This window comes from Streptomyces sp. NPDC017991 (assembly GCF_044328075.1).
Classification (GTDB): domain Bacteria; phylum Actinomycetota; class Actinomycetes; order Streptomycetales; family Streptomycetaceae; genus Streptomyces.
In genome coordinates, this window is record NZ_JBIRGP010000025.1 from 34825 (window position 1) to 57225 (window position 22401).

A 22401-nucleotide genomic window follows, 5' to 3' on the forward strand; every position below is an offset into this window, starting at 1 on the left:
ATGACCACAGCATCGGCCACCCATCAGGCGGACGGCGCGAAGGCCGCCGCGTTCGCCGACCGCCTGGGACTCAACCCCGCCTTCTTCTGGATGCGCGGACGCAGCCCCGAGCGGCCCGTCGAAGTCGACGGCTTCGGTGTCTGCAACGTGTACGGCTACCGGGAGATACTCGAAGTCCTGCGCGACCCGCGGTCGTTCTCGAACAACATCGCCAGCCTGCTGGCCGCCACCGAGATCGACGAGTCGTTCAGCGAGGGCGCGCTGACCATGACCGACCCGCCCGAACACACCAAGCTGCGCAAGCTCATCGGCAAGGCGTTCACCCCGAAGGTGGTGGCCGAGCTGGAGCCGCGCATCGTGGCGATCACCAACGAACTCCTCGACGCGGTCGACGGCAAGGGCACCCTGGAACTGGTGAACGACCTGGCCTATCCGATGCCGGTCATGGTCATCTCCGAACTGCTGGGCGTACCGACCAGTGACCGCCACCTCTTCAAGCGCTGGGTGGAGCGGATGTCCTCCAGCGCGATCGAGCTGACCTCGGGCGAACGCAACCCCGACAGCGACGCGGACCCGCAGGCCGCGATGCGGGTGGTTCCCGAACTGTTCGACTATCTGCGGGCGCACACCGCCGAGCGCCGCGTCAGACCGCGAGAGGACCTGATCACCAAACTCGTCGAGGCGGAGGTGGACGGAGAACGCCTCAGCGACGGCGCGGTGGTCAACTTCGCCAACGAACTGCTGGTCGTCGGGCACGCCACCACCAGTGCGCTGCTCGGCAACGCCCTGCTGTACCTGGACACCGACCCGGAACTCGCGGCGCGGGTACGCGCCGACCCCGCGCTGACGCCGGCGGTGGTCGAGGAGACGCTGCGGCTCATGCCCCCGATCGCGGTGGCCTACAAGGCGGTGCTGGCCAAGACCGAGATCGGCGGGGTGCCGGTGGTGCCCGGCCAGATGGTCGCCGTCTCGATCGGCGCGGCCAACCGGGACGAGCGACAGTTCGACCGGCCGCACGCCTTCGACGTGGCGCGGGACCCCAACCCGCACCTCGGCTTCAGCCGCGGCATCCACTTCTGCCCGGGAGCCCCGCTGGCCCGGATGGAGGGCCGGGTCGCGCTGAACGCCATCCTGGCCCGCTTCCCCCGGCTGCGCACCGACCCGGACCGGCTGCCGACCTTCCTCCCGCTGCCCCACGTCATCAGCGCCTCGGAACTTCCGCTCCTCACCTCATGAGCGGTCGCCGCGCGCCCGTCGCCCTGTCCGCGAAAGGGAACACCCCATGACAGGTCCCGTAGACCAGTGGGACATCCACCCGAAACACTTCTGGCTGCGCGGGAAGCAGCCCCCCCGACCGATCGAGTACGACGAGGAGGTGGGGATGTGGAACGTCTACGGCCACCCGGAGTCGCTGGAGATCCTCGCCGACCCCGGCACCTACTCCTCCGCGGTCGCCACCCGGTTCGTGCCGCCGGAACAGGCGAAAGCCGCCTTCGACGGCAACCTGACCCAGGTCGACCCGCCGGACCACAAGAAGCTCCGCAAGCTGGTCAGCCGCACCTTCACCCTGAAAATGGTGGCCGGCCTGGAGACCCGGATCGCCGAGCTCACCCATGAACTGCTCGACCAGGTCACCGGGGACTCCTTCGACCTGGCGGACGTGCTGGGCTACCCGCTGCCGGTGATCGTCATCTGCGACATGCTGGGCATCCCCAACAGCGACCGCGACCTGCTCAAGGGCTGGGCGGACGAGTCGCTGGCGGCCCGCGCCCAGCTCACCACGCACGAAGGGGACAGCACGCAGCAGCAGTCCCTGGAGGACCAGGCCGAGTCCGCCATGGAGATGGGCTTCTACTTCCTGGAACAGGTCGCCGAACGCCGCGCCAAGCCGCGCGAGGACCTGCTCACCAAGCTCATCGAGTCGGAGGTCGACGGCGAGCGGCTGACCGACCGGCAGATCGTGAACTTCACCAACCTGCTGATCTTCGCCGGGCACATCACCACCACCATGCTGCTCGGCAACACCGTGCTGTGCCTGGACGCCTTCCCGGAGGCGGACGCCCGGGTACGCAAGGACCGGGACCTGGTGCCGACCGTGATCGAGGAGTCGCTGCGCTATCTCAGCCCGCTGGCGGCCGGCTACCGGATCACCACCAAGGACGTGGAGATAGCCGGGCAGAAGATCCCCGAGGGCCAGGTGCTGGAGGTGTGGTTCTCCGCGGCCAACCGCGACGAGCGGGTCTTCGCCGCACCGCAGGTCTTCGACCCGGCCCGCGACCCCAACCCGCACCTGGGCTTCGGCCGCGGCATCCACTTCTGCCTGGGCGCGCCGCTGGCCCGGCTGGAGGGGCGGGTGGCGCTGAACATCCTGCTGGACCGCTTCCCCCGGCTGCGCACCGACCCGGCCGACCGGCCGACCTTCCTGACGCCCCCGGACTTCACCGGCGTCTGGACCCTGCCGCTGCGGACGACGTCCTAGCCGTGTCCGCGAAGTCCCGCCTGCCCGGCTCCGGCCGCCGCGGGCCGGAGCCGGCTCACCCGGCCCGGGGCGGCACCACACAACGCAAGACAAGGAGCGTCTCGTGTACGACGTGATCGTGGTGGGCGCGCGCTGCGCCGGGGCGCCGGCCGCCATGCTGTTCGCGCGCGCCGGGTACCGCGTACTGCTGGTCGAACGCAGTACGTTCCCCCGGGACACCCTGTCCACCCTCTACATCCACCAGCCCGGTGTGGCCCTGCTGCACCGCTGGGGTGTGCTGCCCGCGGTGGTGGGCACCGGCTGCCCGGCCATCGACAAGGTCAGCTACTCGGTGGCCGGCCTGCGGCTGGAGGGCGCCTCCTGGCCGGCCGAGGGCCAGCCGGCCGCCTACGCCGCCCGCCGTCATCTCCTGGACCCCATCCTGGCGCAGGCCGCGGTGGACGCCGGGGCGGAGTTCCGGGACGGCTGCACCGTGCGCGATCTCGTGTACGACGGGGACCGGGTGGCGGGCGTCCGGCTCAGCACCGGCGGGGGAGCGGAGACCGTGGAACGCGCCCGGCTGGTCGTCGGCGCCGACGGCATGCGCTCCACGGTGGCGGCCAAGGTCGACGCCAAGACGGAGATCGAGGACCCGACACTCACCTGCGCCTACTACTCCTACTGGTCGGACCTGCCGGCGCAGTTCCGGCTCTACGAGATCCCCGGTCACTGGATGGGCACGGTGCCGACCAACGACGGCGCGACCCTGGTGGCCGGCTACTTCCCGCAGCACCGGTTCGCCGACGTGCGCGGCGACGCGCTGAACTCGCTGCTGGCCCTGGTGGAGCGGATGGCCCCCGAGGTACGCGAACAGATGGCGGCGGGCAGACAGCTGGAGCGGCTGCGCGGCACCGGCGACCAGCGGAACTTCTTCCGGCAGGCGGCCGGTCCCGGCTGGGCGCTGATCGGCGACGCCGGCCATCACAAGGACTCCATCACCGCGCGCGGCATCACCGATGCCTTCTTCCAGGTGCAGTTGCTGGCCGACTGCGTCGGTGACGACCTGCGGGACCCCGACCGGCTGGCCGCCGCGCTGGAACGCTTCGCCGCCGAGCGCACCGAGGTTCTGATGACCGACTACCAGGCCACCCTGAAGACGGCCCGGCTCGATCCGCCGGAGCATCAGTTGGCACTGCTGCGCGCGGTCGCCACCCGCCCCGAACTCGTCGACCGGTACTTCTCGACGATGTCGGGGGTCTGTCCCATCGACGAGTTCGTCACCTTCGAACTGCTCGAACTCATGGACGCGCAGTGATCCGCGGGCGCCGGGGACACGGTGCGGCGGCCACCGAGGACAGCACTGACTGCACCGGCTGCACTGACAGCACTGGCAGGGCCGGGCACACGCTAGGAGAGAGAACGACATGAGCGATGTGACCACCGGCGCGCAGTCGGCCGCCGAACTGGACCACTGGCGGGAACGCCTCGCCGATCTGCCGGAACTGCGGCTGCCCGCCGACCGGCCCCGACTCGGCGGGCACGTCCCGGCCACCGCGCGGGAGACGTTCCAGGTCCCCGCCGCCGTGGTGAGCGGACTGACCGCCCTGGCCGGCAAGCACGACGGCACCCTGTTCACCGGCCTGTTCACCGCCCTCCAGGTCCTGCTGGCGCGCTACAGCCGCCAGCAGGACCTGGCCCTGGGCACCGCCGACGACCGGGCCAACCCTCTGGTGCTGCGGGGCACGGTGCTGCCGCAGACCCCGTTCGGGCAACTGCTGGCCGACAACGCCGGGGTGGTGCGGGACGCCCTCGCCCACCGTGGCGTGCCCTACCGGCAGGTCGTTGAGGGGCTGGGAGTCCGCGCCGAGGCCGGCCGGGACCCGCTGGTGCGGGCCCGGATACTGCTGGCCGGTGCCGCCGACGGTGACGCCCTCGGTGCCGCGTCGGACGGCGGCGCCCTGCCGGAGTGCGAGCTGAGCTTCGAGTTCACCGCGGCCGACGACGGCGGGCTGACCGCCGCCCTGGTGTACGACGGCGCGCTCTTCGAGGCGGCCACCGCGCGGCGGCTGACCCGGAACCTGCTGGTGCTGCTGACCGCCGCGCCGGGCAACCCCGGGCAGCCGGTCGGTGAACTGCCGTTGATGGACCCGGAGGAGCTGGACACGCTGCTCCACGAGTGGGGCGTCAACCGCGGGCCGTATCCCGCCGACCGCTGTATGCACGAACTGGTCGGCGAGCACGCCCTGGCCCGTCCCGACGCGGTCGCCGTCGTGCACGGCACCACGACCATGACGTACCGCGAACTGGACGAGCGGGCCAACCGCCTGGCCCGGCTGCTCCTGGCCGAGGGGGTGGGGCCCGGGTCCTTCGTCGGTGTCTGCCTGCCGCGCGGTCCCGAGCTGTTCGCCGCGCTGCTCGCGGTGCTCCGGGCGGGCTGCGCCTATCTGCTGCTGGACATCGACTACCCGTCCGACCGGCTGAGCTTCATGCTCACCGACACCGGGGCGGCGGCCTGCCTCACCCGGCGCGAGCTGACCGCGAAACTGTCGGCACCCGAAGCGCGCATGATCTGCCTGGAGGAACGCGAGCAGGACATCGCCGCGCTGCCGGCCGGCCCGCCGGGGGTCCCGGTCACCTCGGCCGAGGGCGCCTACGTCATCTACACCTCGGGCTCCACCGGCATGCCCAAGGGCACCGTGGTCACCCACCGGGCGTTCGTCCGGCTGCTGCGGGACGCCGACTACCTCACCTTGTACCCGGACGACGTCTCCGGCCAGGGTGCCGACGTCACCTTCGACGCGGCGGCGTTCGAGATCTGGGCGCCGCTGGTCGCCGGGGCGCGGCTGGTGGTGATCGACAAGGACACCCTGCTGGACCCGGCCGCCCTGGCCGCCACCCTCGAACGGCACCGGCTCACCACGCTGTTCCTGACCACCGCGCTGTTCAACCAGGTCGTCGCCGCCGACCCCGGCGCCTTCCGCAACCTCCGGCACCTCCTGTTCGGCGGCGAGGCCGTCAACTCCGCCCGGGTGGCCCAGGTGCTGGCCGCCGGCCCGCCCGGCCGCCTGGTGCATCTGTACGGCCCCTCCGAGACCACCACCTTCGCGACATGGCATCTGGTGCGGGAGGCCGACGAGCACACCGCCGTCCCGATCGGTAGGCCCGTCGCCAACACCACCGTCTATGTACTGGACGAGCTGCTGGAACCGGTGCCCGTCGGCGTGGTCGGCGAACTGTTCATCGCAGGCCCCGGGGTTGCCCGCGGCTACATAGACCGTCCGGAGATGACCGCCGAGCGCTTCCTGGTCAACCCGTTCGCCGGGCCGCCCGACGAGCGGCTCTACCGCACCGGTGACCTGGTGCGCTGGTCCGCCGCCGGCGCCCTGGAGTATGTCGGGCGGGCCGACCACCAGGTGAAGATCCGTGGCTACCGGATCGAGCCGAGCGAGATCGAGCGGGTGCTCCAGCAGCATCCGGACATCGAGGCCGCCCTGGTGATCGCCCGGGCCGAGGCGGAGGGTGAGCACAAGCGGCTCGTCGGCTACGTACGCCCGGCGGCGGGCCGTCAGACCGAACACGCCGAACTGCGCGCGTTCGTCGCCGCCCGGCTCCCGGAGTTCATGGTGCCGTCCGCGCTCGTCGCGCTCGCCGAGTTCCCGCTGCTGCCGAACGGCAAGATCGACCGCGCGGCCCTGCCCGCCCCCGAGCGGGCCACCGGCGGCGACGGCTCCGCTCCGCGCAACGGCACCGAGCGGGTGCTCGCCGTCATCTGGGCGGAGGTGCTCGGCGTCCCGAGCGTCGGCATCACCGACAACTTCTACGAGCTGGGCGGCGACTCGATCCTCGGCGTCCGGGTGGTCGCCCGCGCCAAGAAGGCCGGACTGTCGATCTCCGCGAAGGACGTATTCCGGCGGCAGACGATCGCCGAACTCGCCTCCGTGGCCGTGAGCAACGGCAACTGATGGCACCGGCCCGCGATTTGGAGGACATCCCCGCATGACCACGCAGACGCAGCCGGCGGCGGATCCGGACACCCTGGATCTGACCGACCCGCAGACGTTCCTGGACAACGACCCGCACCGGATGTGGCAGCCCTACCGCGATCAGTATCCGGTGTTCTGGCATCCCGGCCGCGACGAGTTGCCCGGCTTCTGGGTGCTGACCCGGTACCAGGACGTCCTGGACGCCTACCGCGACAACAGGCGCTACACCTCCGAGCAGGGCAACGTGCTGGCCACGCTGCGGCTGGGGGAGGACTCCGCCGCCCGCAGGATGCTCGCCGTCACCGACGGGCCGCGGCACCGCGCGGTCCGCAACCTGATGATGAAGTCCTTCTCGCCGCGCGTCCTGGCACCGGTGGTGGCCAACGTCCAGCAGCGCACCGACACACTGGTCGCCCGCGCGGTCGAGCGCGGCGAGCTGGACTTCGTCACCGAGGTCGCGGACCGCATCCCCATCCACACCATCGGCGATCTGATGGGCATTCCGGCGGCGGACCGGGAACAGGTGGTGGACTGGAACGCGCAGACGTTGTCCCGGTACAGCTCGCAGGACAGCGAGCAGGAATCGGTGATGGCCCGCAACGAGCTGGTGCTCTACATCTCCGACCTGGTCGCCGAACGACGCCGCAACCCGGGCGAGGACGTGCTCTCCACGCTGGCCGCCGCCACCGTCGACGGCAAGCCGCTGTCCGACGACGAGATCGTGCTCCAGTCCTACAGCCTGATCCTCGGTGGCGACGAGTCCAGCCGGGCGACGGCCGCCGGCGCCGTGCGCGCCTTCCACGACCACCCCGACCAGTGGCGGCGGCTGAAGAACGGCGAGGTGACGCTGGAGAGTTCGGCCGAGGAGGTGGTGCGCTGGACCACGCCGGCCATGCACTTCGGCCGGCACGCCCTGGTCGATGTGCCGCTTCGTGAGCACACCGTGAAGGCCGGCGAGATCATCACCCTGTGGAACAGCTCGGCCAACTTCGACGAGGACGTCTTCGACGCCCCGTACACGTTCGACCTGGGGCGTACGCCCAACAAGCACCTCAGCTTCGGGCACGGGCCACACTTCTGCCTCGGCGCCTATCTGGGGCGGGTCCACATGCACGCCATGCTGGAGGCGCTGCGTACCCAGGTCGCGGAGATCGAGGTGCTCGGCACCCCCGCGCGGCTGTTCTCCAACTTCGCCAACGGCCATACGGGCATGCGGGTCCGCATCACCCCCGAACCGGCCGCCGCCTGACCGCTTCCCGACCGTTTCCTGGTGGCGCGCGGTGCGTCACCAGGAAGCACGGGTGGGCGGGGTTCAGTGGTTGCGGGCGGCGGCCCGAGTGGCGGCCCGGGTGGCGGTGAACGCCGCCACGTCGCGGGAGATGGCGCGGGCCACCTCCCGCTCGCCGGACTGGATGTAGAAGTGCCCGCCCGGGAAATACCGGGACGTGAACTCCGCCGTCGTGTGTTCGCCCCAGGCGAGGACACCCTCGGCCGGCACATTGACGTCGGACTCGCCGCAGTAGGCGCTGATGGGGCAGTTGAGCCGGGTCCCCTCGGTGTCCTGGTAGGTCTCCGCGGCCTTGAAGTCGGAGCGCATCGCCGGGATGACGACAGCCAGCAGATCCTTGTCGTCCAGCAGCGCCGGCGGCGTGCCGGCCAGGTCGACCATGGTCGCGACGATGCCCTCGTCGCCCAGCAGGTGAAGCCCCCGGTCATGGCGCACGGACGGCGCCGAACGCCCCGATCCGATCACGCCGATCGGCGGATTGCCGGGCCACAGCCGCTCCAGCCGCAGCGCGATCTCATAGGCCAGTACCGACCCCATGCTGTGGCCGAACAGCGCGATCGGCCGGTGCCGCCAGGGGGCCAGGGCCGCCACGACACCGTCCGCCATCTCCGCGATGTTCTCCACCGGCGGCTCCATCAGCCGGTCCTGCCGGCCCGGATACTGCGCGACCAGCACCTCGGTGGTCGCGGACAGCGCCGCCGACAGCGAGTGGTACGCCACCGCGGAGCCGCCGGCGTGCGGACAGCAGACCAGCACCGGGCCACCGCCGCGCGGCGGGTGGTACTGACGTATCCAGCCGTCCTGGCCGGTGTCCCGCCGGCTTCTGACCGGCCCGCCCGGGATGTTCGGCGGGGTGGGCCTGCGCGGAGTGCTGGTCATCGCGGTACGCCGTCCTTCGGACTCGCAGGGGGTGATGGGGGCGGTGGGGTCACCAGTCGACGTGGAGCCGGGACAGCCCGCGGGTCGCCAGGCCGTCCTTCCAGACCACCGGGGTGTCGACGGCGGCGAGCCGCAGCGCGGGGAAACGGCGCAGCAGACGTTCGAGGACCAGGCAGACCTGGAGGCGGGCCAGCGGTGCGCCCAGGCACCGGTGCACACCGTGCCCGAACGTGAGATGTACGGCATCCTGGCCGGTCAGGGCAAGGGACTCCGGTTCGGCGAACACCTTGCCGTCGCGATTGCCGTGCACCAGCGCGACCAGGACGGCCTCACCGGCCTGGACGGTGACGCTGCCCAGTTCCACCGGCTGCACCGCGACCCGGGGAAAGGCGAGGGGTGTGGCGGGGTTGATGCGCAGCAGCTCCTCGACGACGGCCGCCGTCCGCTCGGGCCGCGCCACGAGCTCCTGGTGCGCGTCCGGGTCGGAGAGCAGCGACAGCAGGGAGAGGCTGAGCTGTCCCGCGGTGGTCTCGTAGCCCGCCATCAGCAGCGTGAGCCCGAGGGTGAGCAGTTCGCTCATCGTGAGTTCGCCCTGGTCGTGCAGTCCGATCAGGGTGGTGAGCAGGTCGTCCTCGGGCCGCTGCCGTTTGCGGTTCACCAAGTCCGTGATGTAGTCGGCGAGTTCGACGCGGTGGCGGGCCTTCTCCCGGGGACTGCTCGCGGAGATGTCGAACAGCACCTCGACCCAGCCGCGGAAGCGGGAGCCGTCCTCGGCCGGGATGCCGAGCAGGGTGCACAGCACGGCGAGCGGGAGCGGGGCGGCGAGGTGCTCGACGAAGTCGGCGCCGGGACCGTGCGCGACCATCGCGTCGAGATGCCGGTCGGCCAGCTCCTCCACGAGGGGCCGCATCGCGGCGATCCGGCCGGTGGAGAAGGCGCCGCTGACGATGCGCCGCAGCTGGGTGTGCCGGCTGCCGTCCATGCTCATCATCGAATTCGGCGTCGGCTGGGCGTCGTTGAACTTGGGTGCCGCCGGCAGGACGGCGCTCGCCCGGCTGAACCTCTTGTCCGTCAGTACCGAGCGGCCCAGGGCGTAGTCGCGCACCAGCCACATCTTGTCGCCGGCGGGCGTGACGACGGGTACGACGTCATCACTGCCGGCCTGCAGGAACTCCGGAAGCGGCCCCAGTTGGCCGGCCGTGCGCTGCCTCATACGGGTCTCCCCTCTAGGTTGTCGGCGTCAGCCGTCCGGGATCGGGCGCCCGGCCCCGCCGCGCGGCTCGGCCCGCCCCTCGCACGCGATGCGTGGGTAATGCCGTGCCGGTTGCGGCGACTTCGGGGCGGCGGCCGATGAGGGGAACTCGCTCCGGGTGTAGGTGAGTTGCCACGTACTCGCCCGGCGCCGGTGATCCGGCGGTTCTCCCGTCGGCCTCCAACATACCCACCGGTCGATGGCCGGTGAACCGTCGGACAGCCCGCGCGCGGAACCCGCCGCCGTCCCGCCGACAGGACATCGGCGAGGCCCCCAGGACGTCCCGTTACCGCATCAGTCGCCCTCGTACCAGTTCCGTCACCCGGCTCCAGTGGGAACTGAGGTAGAAATGCCCGCCGGGGAGGACCGTCAACTCGTGCGCGCCCGCGGTGTGGGAGGCCCAGCCGCTCGCCTGTGCCGGGGTGACCTGTGAGTCCTGGTCCCCGGTGAGGGCGAACAGCGGGCAGTCCAGCGGCGGACCGGGGACGTACCGGTAGGTTTCGGCGGCCCGGTAGTCCGCCCGGATCGCGGGCAGGACCAGTTCCAGCACCTCCGGGTCGTCGAGAATACGTGCGTCGGTACCGCTGAGCGCGCCGATGTGCGCGACCAGGGTGGCGTCGTCGGCGAGGTGGATACCCTCGTCGTGCGGCAGCGTCGGGGCACGCCGGCCCGAGACGTACAGCGCCTGCGGGCCGCTGCCCGCCGCCTCCAGCCGCCGGGCCACCTCGAAGGCCACGGAGGCGCCCATGCTGTGCCCGAGGAGGGCGAACGGGCGGTCGAGCCAGTCCCGCAGCTCATCGGTCAGGGCGTCGGCGAGTGCCGACACGCTGTCCAGGCACGGCTCGTGACGCCGGTCCTGACGGCCCGGGTACTGGACCGCCAGGACCTCGACGTCCGGCGCCAGACCGGCGGAGAGCGGAAAGAAGAAGGAGGCCGAACCCCCGGCGTGCGGCAGGCAGATCAGCCGGGTCGCGGTGTCCGGGGTCTCGTGGAAGCGGCGGAGCCAGCCGCCGTCGGCCGCGGCACGCCCCGGCGCGCAGGGGCCCGTCCTTGTCTCGTTCATATGAGTGCTCCGTCGTGGCCGAGAGGACCCGCGGGGACGAGCAGGTCCCTGGTGATGTCCCGGACGTTACCGCAGCCGCTCTGCGCCAGGACCAGGTCGAACTCCGCGAGCAGACAGCGCAGGACGTGCCGTACGCCGCCGCGTCCACCCAGGGCAAGGCCGTACTGGTAGGGCCGGCCCAGCAGCACGGCGTCCGCGCCGAGCGCCAGGGCCTTGAACATGTCGCTGCCGGTGCGCACACCCGAGTCCAGCAGCACGGGCACGCTGTCACCCACGGCCGCACGTACCGCCGGCAGACAGTCCAGCGCGGCGGCGGCGCCGTCGAGCTGGCGCCCGCCGTGATTCGAGACGATCACGCCGTCGGCGCCGGCTGCGAGCGCCAGCCGGGCATCCTCCGGGTGAAGCAGGCCCTTGACCAGGATCGGCAGATCGGTCAGCTCGCGCAGCCAGGGGAGGCGGTCCCAGGTCAGGGCCGGGTTGGCGGAGACGGCCGCCCAGTGTCCGGCCACCGTCCGGTCGTCGGCGCCCGGGGGCAGTGTCGACCGGAAGACGGGGTCGGTGGTGAAGTTGGCCAGCCCGGCGCCGTGGAGGAACGGCAGGTAGCCGTGGTCGAGATCCACCGGACGGTAGGCGAAGGCCGGGCTGTCGACGGTAAGGACCAGGGCGGAGTATCCCCCCGCCTCGGCCCGGCGCACCAGGGATGCGGCGATCTCCTGGTCGGACGGCCAGTACAGCTGGAACCACCGCGGCTGCGGACCGGCCGCCGCCGCGACCTCTTCCATGGAGTGGGAGGCGAAGCAGGACAGGACGAACGGCACGCCCGCGTCGGCGGCGCCGCGGACGGCCGCCAGCTCGCCCTCCGGATGGACGACGGTCTGCGCGGCGATCGGCGCCAGCAGCACCGGAGCGGTCAGGTCACGGCCGAACAGACGGACCGACAGATCGCGCCGGGTGACGCCGCGCAGCATGCGCGGCAGGATCCGCCACCGGTCGAACGCCGCGCGGTTGGCACGTGCCGTGCCCCCCGTCCCGGCGTCGCCCGCGACGTACCCGTACGCGGACGGGGGCAGCACCTCGCGGGCCGCCTCCTGGAGGGTGGTGAGATCGGTGGACAGGAGCGTGGTGCTGCCGTCGGGTCCGGCGAGGTAGATCTCACTTACCAGTTCGGTGCCCGGTGAGGTTCCCGGTGCGGTGCCCGGCCCGGTGGTCCGGGCGGCCAGGTCCTTGTGCAGCTGGTGCCCGAGCAGTTCGGCGGTGTCGGCGGCGTGTTCGGTCAGCGCGAAGTGGCCGCCGGGGTGGACCTCCACGGTGTGTCCCGCGGTGGTGTGCCGGGACCAGTCCCGGACCTGCTCCAGGGTGTTCTTCGGGTCGTCGGCCGCGAGCAGCACCGTGACCGGCACGGTGAGAACGGTGTCCGGCGCGCACCGGTAGCGCTGGAGCAGCCGGTGGTCGGCGCGCAGCAGGCGCAGCACCTCCGCGCGAAGCTCCGGGTCCACCAGCAGCACGTCCGGCACTCCGCCGAGCCGCCGCAGTCCGGCCACCAGGTCGTCGTCGTGCAGGGTGGCGAGGTCGGGTTCCTCCCAGTCGTGGGCGGGCGGCCGGGCGGCCGAGACGAACAGCCGTGCCACGCCGCCGTGTTCCTCCAGCAGCCGGGCCGTCTCGAACGCGGCCAGCGCGCCCATGCTGTGCCCGAGGAGGAACAGCGGGCGGTCGGTGTACGGCGCGAGGGCCGCCGCCGTCCGCCGGGCGATCGTCACGATGTCGTCCGCGCAGGCCTCGGCGCGGCGCTCCTGCCGCCCGGGGTACTGCACCGCGAGCAGTCCGATGTCCTCGGGCAGCGCGGCGGCCAGCGCGGTGAACGCGGTGGCGGTGCCGCCCGCGTGCGGGAAGCACACCAGACGGGCGGCCGGCTCCCCGCTCGCGGGGAAGGCCCGCAGCCAGCGGGAATCCCCGTCCCGTGGTGGGGCGGGCGCGGTGGTACCGGGATGGTCGGGGGCCGCGGGCGCGGCGGTGCGGTGGGTCATGTCCTCGGTGTCCTGTCCTCGGTCGTGGTGGACAGCTGGTCCAGCAGATGGTGCAGACGCTCACGCAGCCGGGTGCGGTCGGCGTCGTCCAGGACGCGGCCGACGACGGCCGCCTCGACGCCGTCCAGCACGCCGAGTGCGTAGTCCGTGCCGTCCGTGCCGGCCGGGGAGCCGTTCGCGTCGTCCTGCGGGGCGGCGGACGGCGAGGCCTGGGGGGCCAGTTCGGTCTGCAGGCGGCCGACGAGATCGCGCGGTGTCGGCCAGTCGAAGATGAAGGTCGCCGGCAGCCGGATCCCGGTGGCGGTCGTGACGCGGTTGCGCAGTTCGACGGCGGTCAGCGAGTCGAAGCCGATCCGGTCGAAGACGCTGTCCGGGGTGAGCACCGTCTCCGAGGTGTGGCCGAGAACCGTGGCCACCTCGCGCAGGACCAGGTCCATGAGGCTGTCGCCGTCGCCGTCGCCGTCGATGCCGTGCCGCGCCGGGTCGGCGGCGCCCGCACCGGTCGCGCGGTCCGTCGTGCGGTCCGTCGGGCCGGTGGCCGGGGGCGCCGCGGCGGGTGCCATCTCCGTCAGCAGAGCCGGCAGGGTGCCGTCGCGGCGCTGTTCGGCCAGCCGGAACCGGTCCCAGTGGGCGGCCACGGCGACCGGCGAGCGGGCGTCCAGCGCGGCGTCCAGCAGCCCGAGTCCCCGGTCCGCGGGCAGCGGCCGTACCCCCAGCCGGGCCATCCGGGCGAGGTCGGCGTCGGTCAGCGCGCTGCCCATGCCGTCGGCCACGTCCCACAGGCCCCAGACGACGGACACGCCGGGCAGGCCGGCCGTACGGCGTCGCTCCGCCAGGCCGTCCAGGAACGCGTTGCCCGCGGCGTAGCCCGCCTGTCCCGCGGCGCCGAGGGTGCCGGCGAGCGAGGAGTAGACGACGAACGCGGACAGGTCGCGCCCGGCCGTGAGCTCGTGCAGATGGATCGCCGCGTCGATCTTCGGCCGCAGCGTCCGGTCGAGCTGTTCGGGCGTGAGGGCGGACAGCAGCCCGTCGTCGACGACGCCCGCGGCGTGCACGACACCGCCGAGCAGGACTCCCGCGCGGTCGAGCCCGTCGAGCGCCGCGGCCAGCGCGTCGCGGTCCGCCGCGTCGCACGCCAGGGTGCGCACCTCGGCGCCCAGGCCGCGCAGTTCGTCGAGGTCGCGGGCCGCGTTCTCGCCCGGGGCCCCGCGCCCCATCAGGACCAGCCGGCGTACCCCGTGCCCGGTGACCAGGTGACGGGCGGTCAGCCGGCCCAGCCAGCCCAGGCCGCCGGTGATCAGCACGGCCCGCTCGGTGTCCCACACGGGGCCGGGCAGTTCCAGGACCACCTTGCCCACGTGCCGGGCCTCGGCCAGCTGACGGAACGCGTCCGCCGCGCGTTCGATCCGCCAGGAGGTCACCGGCGGTGGCCGCAGCTCCCCGGACTCGAACAGGGCGAGCAGGGCGCGCAGCATCTCCTGGATCCGGTCGGGTCCCGGCTCGCGCACGTCGTACGCGCGGTAGGTGACGCCGGGGTGCCGGTCCGCCACCCCGGCCGGGTCCCGCAGGTCGGTCTTGCCCATCTCCAGGAAGCGCCCGCCCCGCGGCAGCAGCCGCAGCGACGCGTCGACGTAGGGGCCGGCCAGGGAATTGAGGACGACGTCGACGCCCGCACCGCCGGTCGTGTCGAGGAACCGCTGCTCGAAGTCGAGGTCGCGTGAGGAGGCGATGCGCTCGTCGGGCAGCCCGGCGTCCCGCAGCGTGTCCCACTTGCCGGGGGAGGCGGTGGCGTGGGGCACGGCGCCCAGGTGCCGGGCGAGTTGCAGCGCGGCCGTGCCGACGCCGCCGGTGCCCGCGTGCACCAGGACCGACTCGCCCGCGCGCAGTCCGGCCAGGTCCACCAGCCCGTAGTAGGCGGTCAGATAGGCCACCGGGACGGCGGCGGCCTGCTGGAAGGTCCATCCGGCGGGGACGGGGCACACCAGCCGCCGGTCGGTCACGGAGGTCGGCCCGATGCCGGAGAACAGACCGAGGACCCGGTCCCCCGCGCGCAGATCGGTGACATCCTCGCCGACCTCCAGGACCACGCCGGCGCCCTCGCCGCCCTGGCCCCGGTCGGCGGCGTCGGGGTCCACGGACGGCGGTATGACGCCGAGGGAGAGCAGTACGTCGCGGAAATTGAGGCCCGCGGCCCGCATGCTCACCCGGATCTGACCGGCTGCCAGGGGCAGGTCCGCCTCCGGCCAGGGTTCCAGCGACAGGTTCGCGAAGGACTGCTTGGCGACGTAGTCCAGCCGCCAGTTCCCCGCCCCGGCCGGCGGCCGCAGTCCGTCGTGGCCGGGCGCCGGGGCGAGAACGGGCCGGTGGGCCGTGCCGTCGCGCAGCGCGAGCTGCGGCTCCGCGGTGGCAACGGCGCACGGCACGGCGGCCTCCGAGGCGGCGGACCCGTCCTCGTCGACGAGGACGAAACGCCCCGGGTGCTCGATCTGGGCGGACCGCACCAGGCCCCACACCGCACGGTGGGCGAGCCGGGCGGGCGACTGTTCGCCGGACACGGCGACGGCCTCGCGGGTGCGGACCACCAGCCGGGTGCCGGTGAGCCGTCGGTCGTCCAGCAGCAGCCGGGCCGCGACCAGTACCTCGTGCAGCACCCCCCGTATCGCCGCCGGGTCGTCGTCGGCCTCGCCGCAGCTCAGCAGCACGACCTCGGGGACGGGCGCCCCCGCTGCCATCGCGGTGGTCAGCGATGCCACGTCGGCGAAGGGCTCACCGGGGCCGACACGCGTCCAGCGGTCGGTCGCGGGCGCCGCGGGAAGGCAAGGCAGGGCCGTCCAGCGCGGCAGGAGGAGGTCGTCGGCCGCGCCGGGGGCCGCCGGGACCGGACGCAGGGAGAGCGAGCCGATCGTGGCGACGGGCCTGCCGTCGGTGTCGGTCACCTCGACGGTGACCGCGTCGGGGCCGGTGGGGGCCAGCCTGACCCGCACCTGGTCGGCCGCGGCGCGATGGATCCGTACACCGGACCAGGCGTACGGGACGAGGCTCCGGCCGTCCGCTGCCGCGCCGGCGGCCGCAAGGGGGTGCAGGCAGGCGTCGAGGAGGGCGGGGTGCAGGGTGTAGCCAGCGCCCGTCCCGTGCTCCGCCGAGGGCGCCACCTCGGCGAATACCTCCTCGCCGCGCCTCCACATCGCGCGCACACCGCGGAAGGCGGGCCCGTACTCCAGCCCGCGCGCGGCCAGGTCCGCATAGAGGTCGCCCGGTGGCACCGGGACGGGCTCGGCGCCCTCGGGCGGCCAGCGGCCGGCGTCGTTGCCGTCACCGGCGGGCGGGGACTGGGCGAGTGTGCCCTGGGCATGGCGCGTCCACGGCGTCGGCTCGGTGCCGTCGGCCCGGCGGGCATGGACGGTGACCGTACGCCCGCCGTCGGCGCCGGGCGCGGCGATCAGCACCCGCAGCTGGATCTCGGCGCCACGGGGCACGGGCAGGGGCGCCTCCAGGACAAGGTCCTCGACCGTGTCGTAGTACTCGGCGCGGGCGGCACTCGCCACCATGTCGAGCAGGGCGGTGCCGGGGAGCAGCACCTGTCCGGCGACCCGATGGTCCGCCAGCCAGGTGTGCGTGGCGCCCGACAGCCGTCCGGAGTAGAGGGTCCCGCCCGGTTCCGGCACGTCGGCGACGGCGGTCAGCACGGGGTGGTCGAGGTGCCCGAGACCGGCCGACCGCAGGTCGCCGGGGGCGTCGGCGCGGTCGATCCAGTAGGCGCGGTGCTGGAAGGCATACGTCGGCAGCGGGACGCGGCGGGCGCCTCGGTCGGCGAACACCGCCTCCCAGTCGACCGGCGTACCGCAGACGTGCAGCCGGGCGAGCGCGGTGAGCGCGGTCGTCGCCTCGGGCCGGGAGCGGTGCTGGGCCGGGACCAGTTCGTGCGTGGCCGTGTCGGCGAGGCAGTCGGCGGTCGTCGCCGTGAGGTCCCCGGCGGGCCCCAGGTCGAGGAACCGGGTGCAGCCGATTTCCGCCAGGGTGTGTACGCCGTCCTGGAAGCGGACCGTCTCGCGGGCGTGGCGGACCCAGTACTCGGGGTCGGCGAGCTGACCGGGCCGGGTCGGCCTGCCGGTCAGGTCGGAGACGACGGTGAGGTGCGGCGCCTCGAACGTCAGTTTCGCCACGACGGCCCGCAGGTCGTCCAGGGCAGGCTCCATCAGCGGCGAGTGGAAGGCGTGCCTGACCGGCAGCCAGGTGGCCTTGCCGCCGGACCGCTCGAACTTCGCCACCACGTCCGTCAGATCGCGGTGGTCTCCGGAGAGCACGGTGGCGGCCGGACCGTTGACGGCGGCGACGGAGATGCGGTCGGTGCGCCCGGCCACGAGTTCGGCCGCGTGTTTCTCGTCCGCCCGCAGCGCCACCATGGCGCCGCCCTCCGGCAGGCGCTGCATGACCCGGCCGCGGGCCACGGCCAGTTCGGCGGCGTCGGCCAGGGAGAGGACACCCGCGGCGTGGACGGCGGCGAGCGCGCCCACGGAGTGCCCGAGGACCGCGTCCGGCCGGACGCCCCACGTCTCGAACAGACGGAACAGAGCGACCTCGCAGGCGAGCAGCGCGGGCTGGGTGTACTCGGTGCGGCCCAGCAGCTCGGCCTCGGGCGAGCCCTCGGCCGCGTACAGCACCTCGCGCAGAGGACGGTCCAGCCGGGCGTCGATCTCGGCGCACACGGCGTCGAAGGCCGCCGCGTACTCGGGGAACGTCCCGTACAGCTCGCGGCCCATGCCGAGTCGCTGGGCGCCCTGCCCGGCGAAGAGGAACGCGGTCCGGCCGTCGGCCGCGGTGCCCCGGACGACGGCGGAATGGCCGGCGCCGTCGGCGAGCGCGCGCAGCCCGGCGCGCAGCTCGGTCTCGTCCTGCGCGAGTACGGCGGCACGGTGGCCGAGGTGGCTGCGGGTGGTGGACAGCGAGAGGCCGAGGTCGACCGGCCGGGACGGTTCGGCGGTCACCCGGTCGAGGAGCCGGGCGGCCTGGTCACGCAGTGCCGGCCCGCCGCTCGCGGACAGGACGACGGGCACGACGGGCAGCGGCGCCGCGTGCGCCGTGCCGGAGGGCGCCGCCCCGGCCGCGGACTCCTGTTCCAGGATCACGTGCGCGTTGGTGCCGCTGATGCCGAAGGAGGACACCGCCGCCCGCCGGGCGTGCCCGCGGTCGGGCCACGCCGTGGCCTCGGTCAACAGGTTCAGCGTGCCGTCGGCCCAGTCGACGTGCGGGTTGGGCTCGTCCGCGTGCAGGGTCCGCGGCAGCACACCGTGACGCATCGCGTAGACCATCTTGATGATGCCGGCCACACCGGCGGCGGCCTGTGTGTGACCGATGTTGGACTTCAACGACCCCAGGTGGAGCGGACGGTCCGCGGGACGGCCGACACCGTAGGCGGCCTCCAGGGCCTGTGCCTCCATGGGGTCGCCCAGGGAGGTTCCGGTGCCGTGGGCCTCGACGGCGTCGACCTCGCCGGCGGGCACGCCGGCGTCCGCCAGCGCGTCGGCGATGACGCGTTCCTGGGCCCGGCGGCTGGGCGCGGTCAGCCCGTTGCTCTCGCTGTTGTGGTTGACGGCGGTGCCGCGGACGACGGCGAGCACCTGATGGCCCAGGCGGCGGGCGTCCTCCAGCCGCTCCAGCAGCAGCACGCCGGCACCCTCCGACCAGCCGGTGCCGTCCGCCGACGCGGCGAACGACTTGCAGCGGCCGTCGGCCGCCAGCCCGCGCTGCCGGCTGAACTCCACGAACGGCATGGGCGTGGCCATGACGGTCGCCCCGCCGGCCAGGGCCAGCGAGCACTCGCCCCTGCGCAGCGCGGCGCAGGCGAGGTGCAACGCCACCAGGGAGGAGGAGCAGGCGGTGTCCACGGTCATGGCCGGGCCCTGGAGGCCGAGCGTGTAGGCGACGCGCCCCGAGGCGAGGCTGCCGGCGCTGCCGAGGCCGAGGTAGCCCTCGTAGTCGGCGGGGGCGGGCGTCAGACGCGAGCCGTAGTCGCCGTACATCGTTCCGACGAAGACCCCGGTGCGGCTGCCGCGCAGGGACGCCGGGTCGAGACCGCCGTGCTCCAGGGCCTCCCAGCTGGTCTCCAGCAGCAGCCGGTGCTGCGGATCCATGGCATGGGCCTCGCGGGGCGAGACGCCGAAGAACTCGGCGTCGAACCGTGCGGCGCCCCCGAGGAACCCGCCCTCCTTGACGTACGAGGTGCCGGGGGAGTCGGGGTCCGGGTCGTAGAGGGCGGCCAGGTCCCAGCCGCGGTCGTCGGGAAAGGAACCGATGGCGTCGACCTCGTCGGCGACCAGCCGCCACAGGTCCTGCGGGCTGTCGACGCCCCCGGGGTACCGGCAGGCCATGCCGACGATGGCGATGGGCCCGCGGGCACCTCCGGTGTCACGGGCGGCGGTCCTCAGACGTTCGTTCTCCTTCAACGCGGCCCGCAGCGCGTCGACGACTTGCTCGTGGGATGTAGCCGTCATCGTGTCTCTCCGTAACTAACTGCTAGAGCTGATCGGGGCGGGCCTCGCCCATGGCCAGGCGGACCAGTTCGTCCGTACTCATCGAGTCCACGGCGCTCGTGCCGTCGCCGTCCGCGCCGGCCGGGGGAGCTTGGCCGTCCGGCGGGGCGATGTCCGGGGAGAGGCCGGTGACCAGCCGGTCCGCCAGCTCGTCGGGGCTCGGGTGGTCGAAGACGAGGGTGGGGGGCAGCCTGACGCCGGTCACCGAACTGAGCCGGTTGCGCAGTTCGAGGGCGGTCAGGGAGTCGAACCCCATGTCCTGGAAGCGGCGGCCGGCCGGCACCCGGTCCTGGGTGACGTGTCCGAGGACGCCGGCGACCTCGGCGCGCACGGCTTCGAGGATGATGTGCCGCCGCTCCAAGGGGGGTGCCTGGGACAGCCGGTCACGCAGCTCGGCTGCCGGGTCGGCGGCCTGCCGCGAGGGGTGCGCGCGCGTGGCGGCGGCCGGGGCGAGCGCCCGCAGCACGGGCGGAGCCGTGCCGGGGTCGAGAGCACGCAGGTCGAAACGGGCCGGTGCCAGGACCGGCGCGCCGTCGGCGACCGCGGCGTCGAACAGGTCGAGCCCTTCCTCGGCGGTGACGGTGCCGATACCGGCCCGTGCGAGCCGGAGCAGATCGGTCTCCCCGAGCCCGCCGGTCATCTCCCCCTCGCCCGCCCACAGGCCCCAGGCCAGCGACACGGCGGGCAGCCCCGCGGTGTGCCGCTCCAGTGCCAGGGCGTCGAGGTAGGTGTTCGCCGCCGCGTAGGCGCCCTGTCCGGCGGTGCCGAGCATGCCCGCGAGGGAGGAGAACAGTACGAACGCACGAAGGTTCTGATTGCCCGTCAGTTCATGGAGGTGGCGGGCCGCCGCCGCCTTCGGCGCCAGGACCCGGTCGAGATGTCCGGGTGTGAGGCCCGCGACGACGGTGTCTTCGAGGACGCCGGCAGCGTGCAGCACCCCGGTCAGCGGTCGGTCGTCGGGCACGCCGGCCAGGACGGCGGCCAGTGCCGGGCGGTCGGCCGCGTCGCAGGCGGCCACCCGTACCGAGGCTCCGCGGGCCCGGAGACCGGACACGAACTCCGCGGCGCCCGGCGTGGCCGGACCCCGCCGACCGGTGAGCAGCAACCGCCGTACTCCGTAGCGCTCCACGAGATGCGTGGCGAGCAGCCGTCCCAGGGTGCCCAGGCCGCCGGTGATCAGGACATGACTGTCCTCGTCGAAGGGCGCGGCACCGGCCCGGTCCGGGCCGGGGGCCGCTGCCGGGCCGCTGTGCGCCCGCAGCAGCGGCACCCGGATCCTTCCCCGGCGCAGCGCGCACTGCGCCTCGGCCGAGGCCAGGGTCGTGGCGAGGGCCCGATGGGAGGACGGGTGGCCGTCGGTGTCGACGAGGGCGAGCCGTCCGGGGTGTTCGGACTGCGCGGACCGGATCAGTCCCCAGACCGCGGCGCGGGCCGGGTCGGGCCGGTCGCCGTCGGCGGCGGGCACTGCTTCGCGGGTGACCAGGGCCAGCCGGGAGGCGCCGAGCCGTTCGTCGGCGAGCCAGCGTTGGACCAGGTCGAGAGCGGCGTGCAGAGCGGTGGTGTCGGACTCGGCCGTCCCCCGGGGGCTGCCGGATTCGCCGGGCGGCGCGATCGCGCCGGGTACCTGGGCGACAACGAGCGCGGGGGGCCGTGCGCCGTCCTCCAGCGAACGCAGCAGGTCGTCCAGCCCGCTGTGGCCGGTGACCCGGGCGCCGGCGGCGCGCAGGGGCTCGCGCAGCGCGTCGGCTTCGGGGCCGATCACGGCCCACAGGTCGTCCGGTACAGGCGCGTCGAGTTCCCGCTCCGCCCAGTCGAGGACGAACAGCGCGGCGCTGTCGGAGGGTGTGACCGTCGCACCGGTCAGCTCGCGCAGGACGAGCGTGTCCACGGCGAGGACGGGCACGCCGTCGGCATCGGCGACGAGGAGCCCGTAGGTGTCGCCCGCGCCGCGGCGCAGACACACCCGCAGCGGACCGCTGCCCGCCGGCCGGTACCGGGTCAGCCCGCTCCAGACGAACGGCACCAGCAGTCGGTCCTCCTCGCCGGTGGCGCCGAGCAGGGTGTGCAGCGCCGCGTCCAGGGCGGCCGGGTGCAGCGCGAAGCCGTCGCCGTCGGTGGGCGGCACGACCTCCGCGTACAGATCGGCGTCCTGGCGCCACAGCGCCGTCAGCCCCTGGAAGGCGGGGCCGTAGGCGTAGCCGCGGTCGGCGAGGCGGTCGTAGAGGCCGTCGAGGGGGACGGCGGTGGCGTCCGGGGGCGGCCAGGCGGTCAGGCCGGCCGGTTCCGCGGCGGTGTCGGCCCCGGACGCCAGTACGCCGGTGGTGTACCGGGTCCACTCGGCGGCCGGCGTGTCCGCGGGCCGGGCGTACAGCGCGAGTTCGCGCCCGCCGTCCTCGGCCGGTGGGCCGACCATGAGCTGCAGCGCGCAGGCCTCGGTGAGCGGCAGCGGCTGCTCCAGGGTCAGTTCGGCCACCCGGCCGCCGCCGGTGCGCAGGGCCGCGTGCAGCGCGAGGTCGGCGACGGCCGCCCCGGGCAGCCGGGCGGACCCGGCGATCACATGCTCGGCGAGCCACGGCGAGGTGCGCGGGTCGACCCGCCCGGTGAACAGGGTGCCCGCGCCCCCGGCCAGGTCGATGCCGTCGTCGAGCAGCGGGTGACCGCGGTCGGTCCGCGCCGCGACGGCGCCGGCCGGTTCGCTCAGCCAGTGGCGCTCGCGCTGGTAGGGGTACGTGGGCAGCGGCACCGTACGGGCGTCGGGGAAGAAGCCGCGCCAGTCGACGTGGACGCCGCGGACGTGGGCCGTGGCGAGTGCGGTGGCCAGGGTCCGGCTCTCGGGGTGGTTGTGGTGGAGGAGGGGGATGGCGGTGGGGGGTGTGTTGTCGGGGGTGGTGGTGTGTTGGGTGAGGGGGGTGAGGACGGGGTCG

The 22401-nt window shown here is 73.7% G+C and carries 11 protein-coding genes; 5 read left to right on the top strand and 6 right to left on the bottom strand.

What is annotated here, in order from left to right:
• The 5 genes from ACH4DZ_RS42760 (at position 1) to ACH4DZ_RS42780 (ending at position 7690) form a co-directional block, all read left to right on the top strand.
• Positions 1-1236 carry a cytochrome P450 gene (locus ACH4DZ_RS42760; protein ID WP_398294945.1) on the top strand — a complete coding sequence of 412 codons (1236 nt, stop codon included), beginning with the start codon at positions 1-3 and terminating at the stop codon, positions 1234-1236.
• Positions 1237-1282: 46 nt separating this feature from the next.
• On the top strand, positions 1283-2479 hold the full coding sequence (locus ACH4DZ_RS42765) for a cytochrome P450 (protein WP_398294947.1): 1197 nt from the start codon (positions 1283-1285) through the stop codon (positions 2477-2479).
• 103 nt (positions 2480-2582) lie between these two features.
• Entirely contained in the window at positions 2583-3773 is a 1191-nt protein-coding gene (locus tag ACH4DZ_RS42770; RefSeq protein ID WP_398294949.1) for an NAD(P)/FAD-dependent oxidoreductase, read from the top strand.
• A gap of 109 nt (positions 3774-3882) precedes the next feature.
• Positions 3883-6420, top strand: coding sequence for an amino acid adenylation domain-containing protein (locus ACH4DZ_RS42775; RefSeq protein ID WP_398294951.1), 2538 nt, complete (start codon positions 3883-3885; stop codon positions 6418-6420).
• A gap of 34 nt (positions 6421-6454) precedes the next feature.
• Positions 6455-7690 (top strand): cytochrome P450, encoded by a 1236-nt coding sequence (locus ACH4DZ_RS42780; protein WP_398294953.1) that lies wholly within the window; start codon positions 6455-6457, stop codon positions 7688-7690.
• 63 nt (positions 7691-7753) lie between these two features.
• On the opposite strand, the gene ACH4DZ_RS42785 is transcribed toward ACH4DZ_RS42780, so the two are convergent.
• The 6 genes from ACH4DZ_RS42785 to ACH4DZ_RS42810 all read right to left on the bottom strand — a co-directional run.
• On the bottom strand, positions 7754-8608 hold the full coding sequence (locus tag ACH4DZ_RS42785) for a thioesterase II family protein (RefSeq protein WP_398294955.1): 855 nt from the start codon (positions 8606-8608) through the stop codon (positions 7754-7756).
• Positions 8609-8657: 49 nt separating this feature from the next.
• The gene (locus ACH4DZ_RS42790; RefSeq protein ID WP_398294957.1) at positions 8658-9821 is read right to left on the bottom strand and encodes a cytochrome P450; all 1164 of its coding nucleotides are present in this window, start codon (positions 9819-9821) and stop codon (positions 8658-8660) included.
• 325 nt (positions 9822-10146) lie between these two features.
• Positions 10147-10923, bottom strand: a complete 777-nt coding sequence (locus tag ACH4DZ_RS42795; protein WP_398294959.1) for a thioesterase II family protein — start codon at positions 10921-10923, stop codon at positions 10147-10149.
• On the bottom strand, positions 10920-12947 hold the full coding sequence (locus ACH4DZ_RS42800; RefSeq protein WP_398294961.1) for an alpha-hydroxy-acid oxidizing protein: 2028 nt from the start codon (positions 12945-12947) through the stop codon (positions 10920-10922). Before ACH4DZ_RS42800 ends, ACH4DZ_RS42795 begins: the two co-directional genes overlap by 4 nt.
• Complete coding sequence (locus ACH4DZ_RS42805) at positions 12944-19438, bottom strand: SDR family NAD(P)-dependent oxidoreductase (protein ID WP_398294963.1); 6495 nt, start codon at positions 19436-19438, stop codon at positions 12944-12946. Before ACH4DZ_RS42805 ends, ACH4DZ_RS42800 begins: the two co-directional genes overlap by 4 nt.
• Before the next feature lie 22 nt (positions 19439-19460).
• On the bottom strand, positions 19461-22401 hold a 2941-nt coding region (locus ACH4DZ_RS42810; protein WP_398294965.1), incomplete at its 5' end, for a type I polyketide synthase.

Excerpts from the sequence above, each read along its gene's own strand:
- ACH4DZ_RS42760 (WP_398294945.1), top strand. The coding sequence starts at position 1 with ATGACCACAGCATCGGCCACCCATCAGGCGGACGGCGCGAAGGCCGCC.
- ACH4DZ_RS42765 (WP_398294947.1), top strand. The coding sequence starts at position 1,283 with ATGACAGGTCCCGTAGACCAGTGGGACATCCACCCGAAACACTTCTGG.
- ACH4DZ_RS42775 (WP_398294951.1), top strand. The coding sequence starts at position 3,883 with ATGAGCGATGTGACCACCGGCGCGCAGTCGGCCGCCGAACTGGACCAC.
- ACH4DZ_RS42780 (WP_398294953.1), top strand. The coding sequence starts at position 6,455 with ATGACCACGCAGACGCAGCCGGCGGCGGATCCGGACACCCTGGATCTG.
- ACH4DZ_RS42785 (WP_398294955.1), bottom strand. The coding sequence starts at position 8,608 with ATGACCAGCACTCCGCGCAGGCCCACCCCGCCGAACATCCCGGGCGGG.
- ACH4DZ_RS42790 (WP_398294957.1), bottom strand. The coding sequence starts at position 9,821 with ATGAGGCAGCGCACGGCCGGCCAACTGGGGCCGCTTCCGGAGTTCCTG.
- ACH4DZ_RS42795 (WP_398294959.1), bottom strand. The coding sequence starts at position 10,923 with ATGAACGAGACAAGGACGGGCCCCTGCGCGCCGGGGCGTGCCGCGGCC.
- ACH4DZ_RS42800 (WP_398294961.1), bottom strand. The coding sequence starts at position 12,947 with ATGACCCACCGCACCGCCGCGCCCGCGGCCCCCGACCATCCCGGTACC.
- ACH4DZ_RS42805 (WP_398294963.1), bottom strand. The coding sequence starts at position 19,438 with ATGACGGCTACATCCCACGAGCAAGTCGTCGACGCGCTGCGGGCCGCG.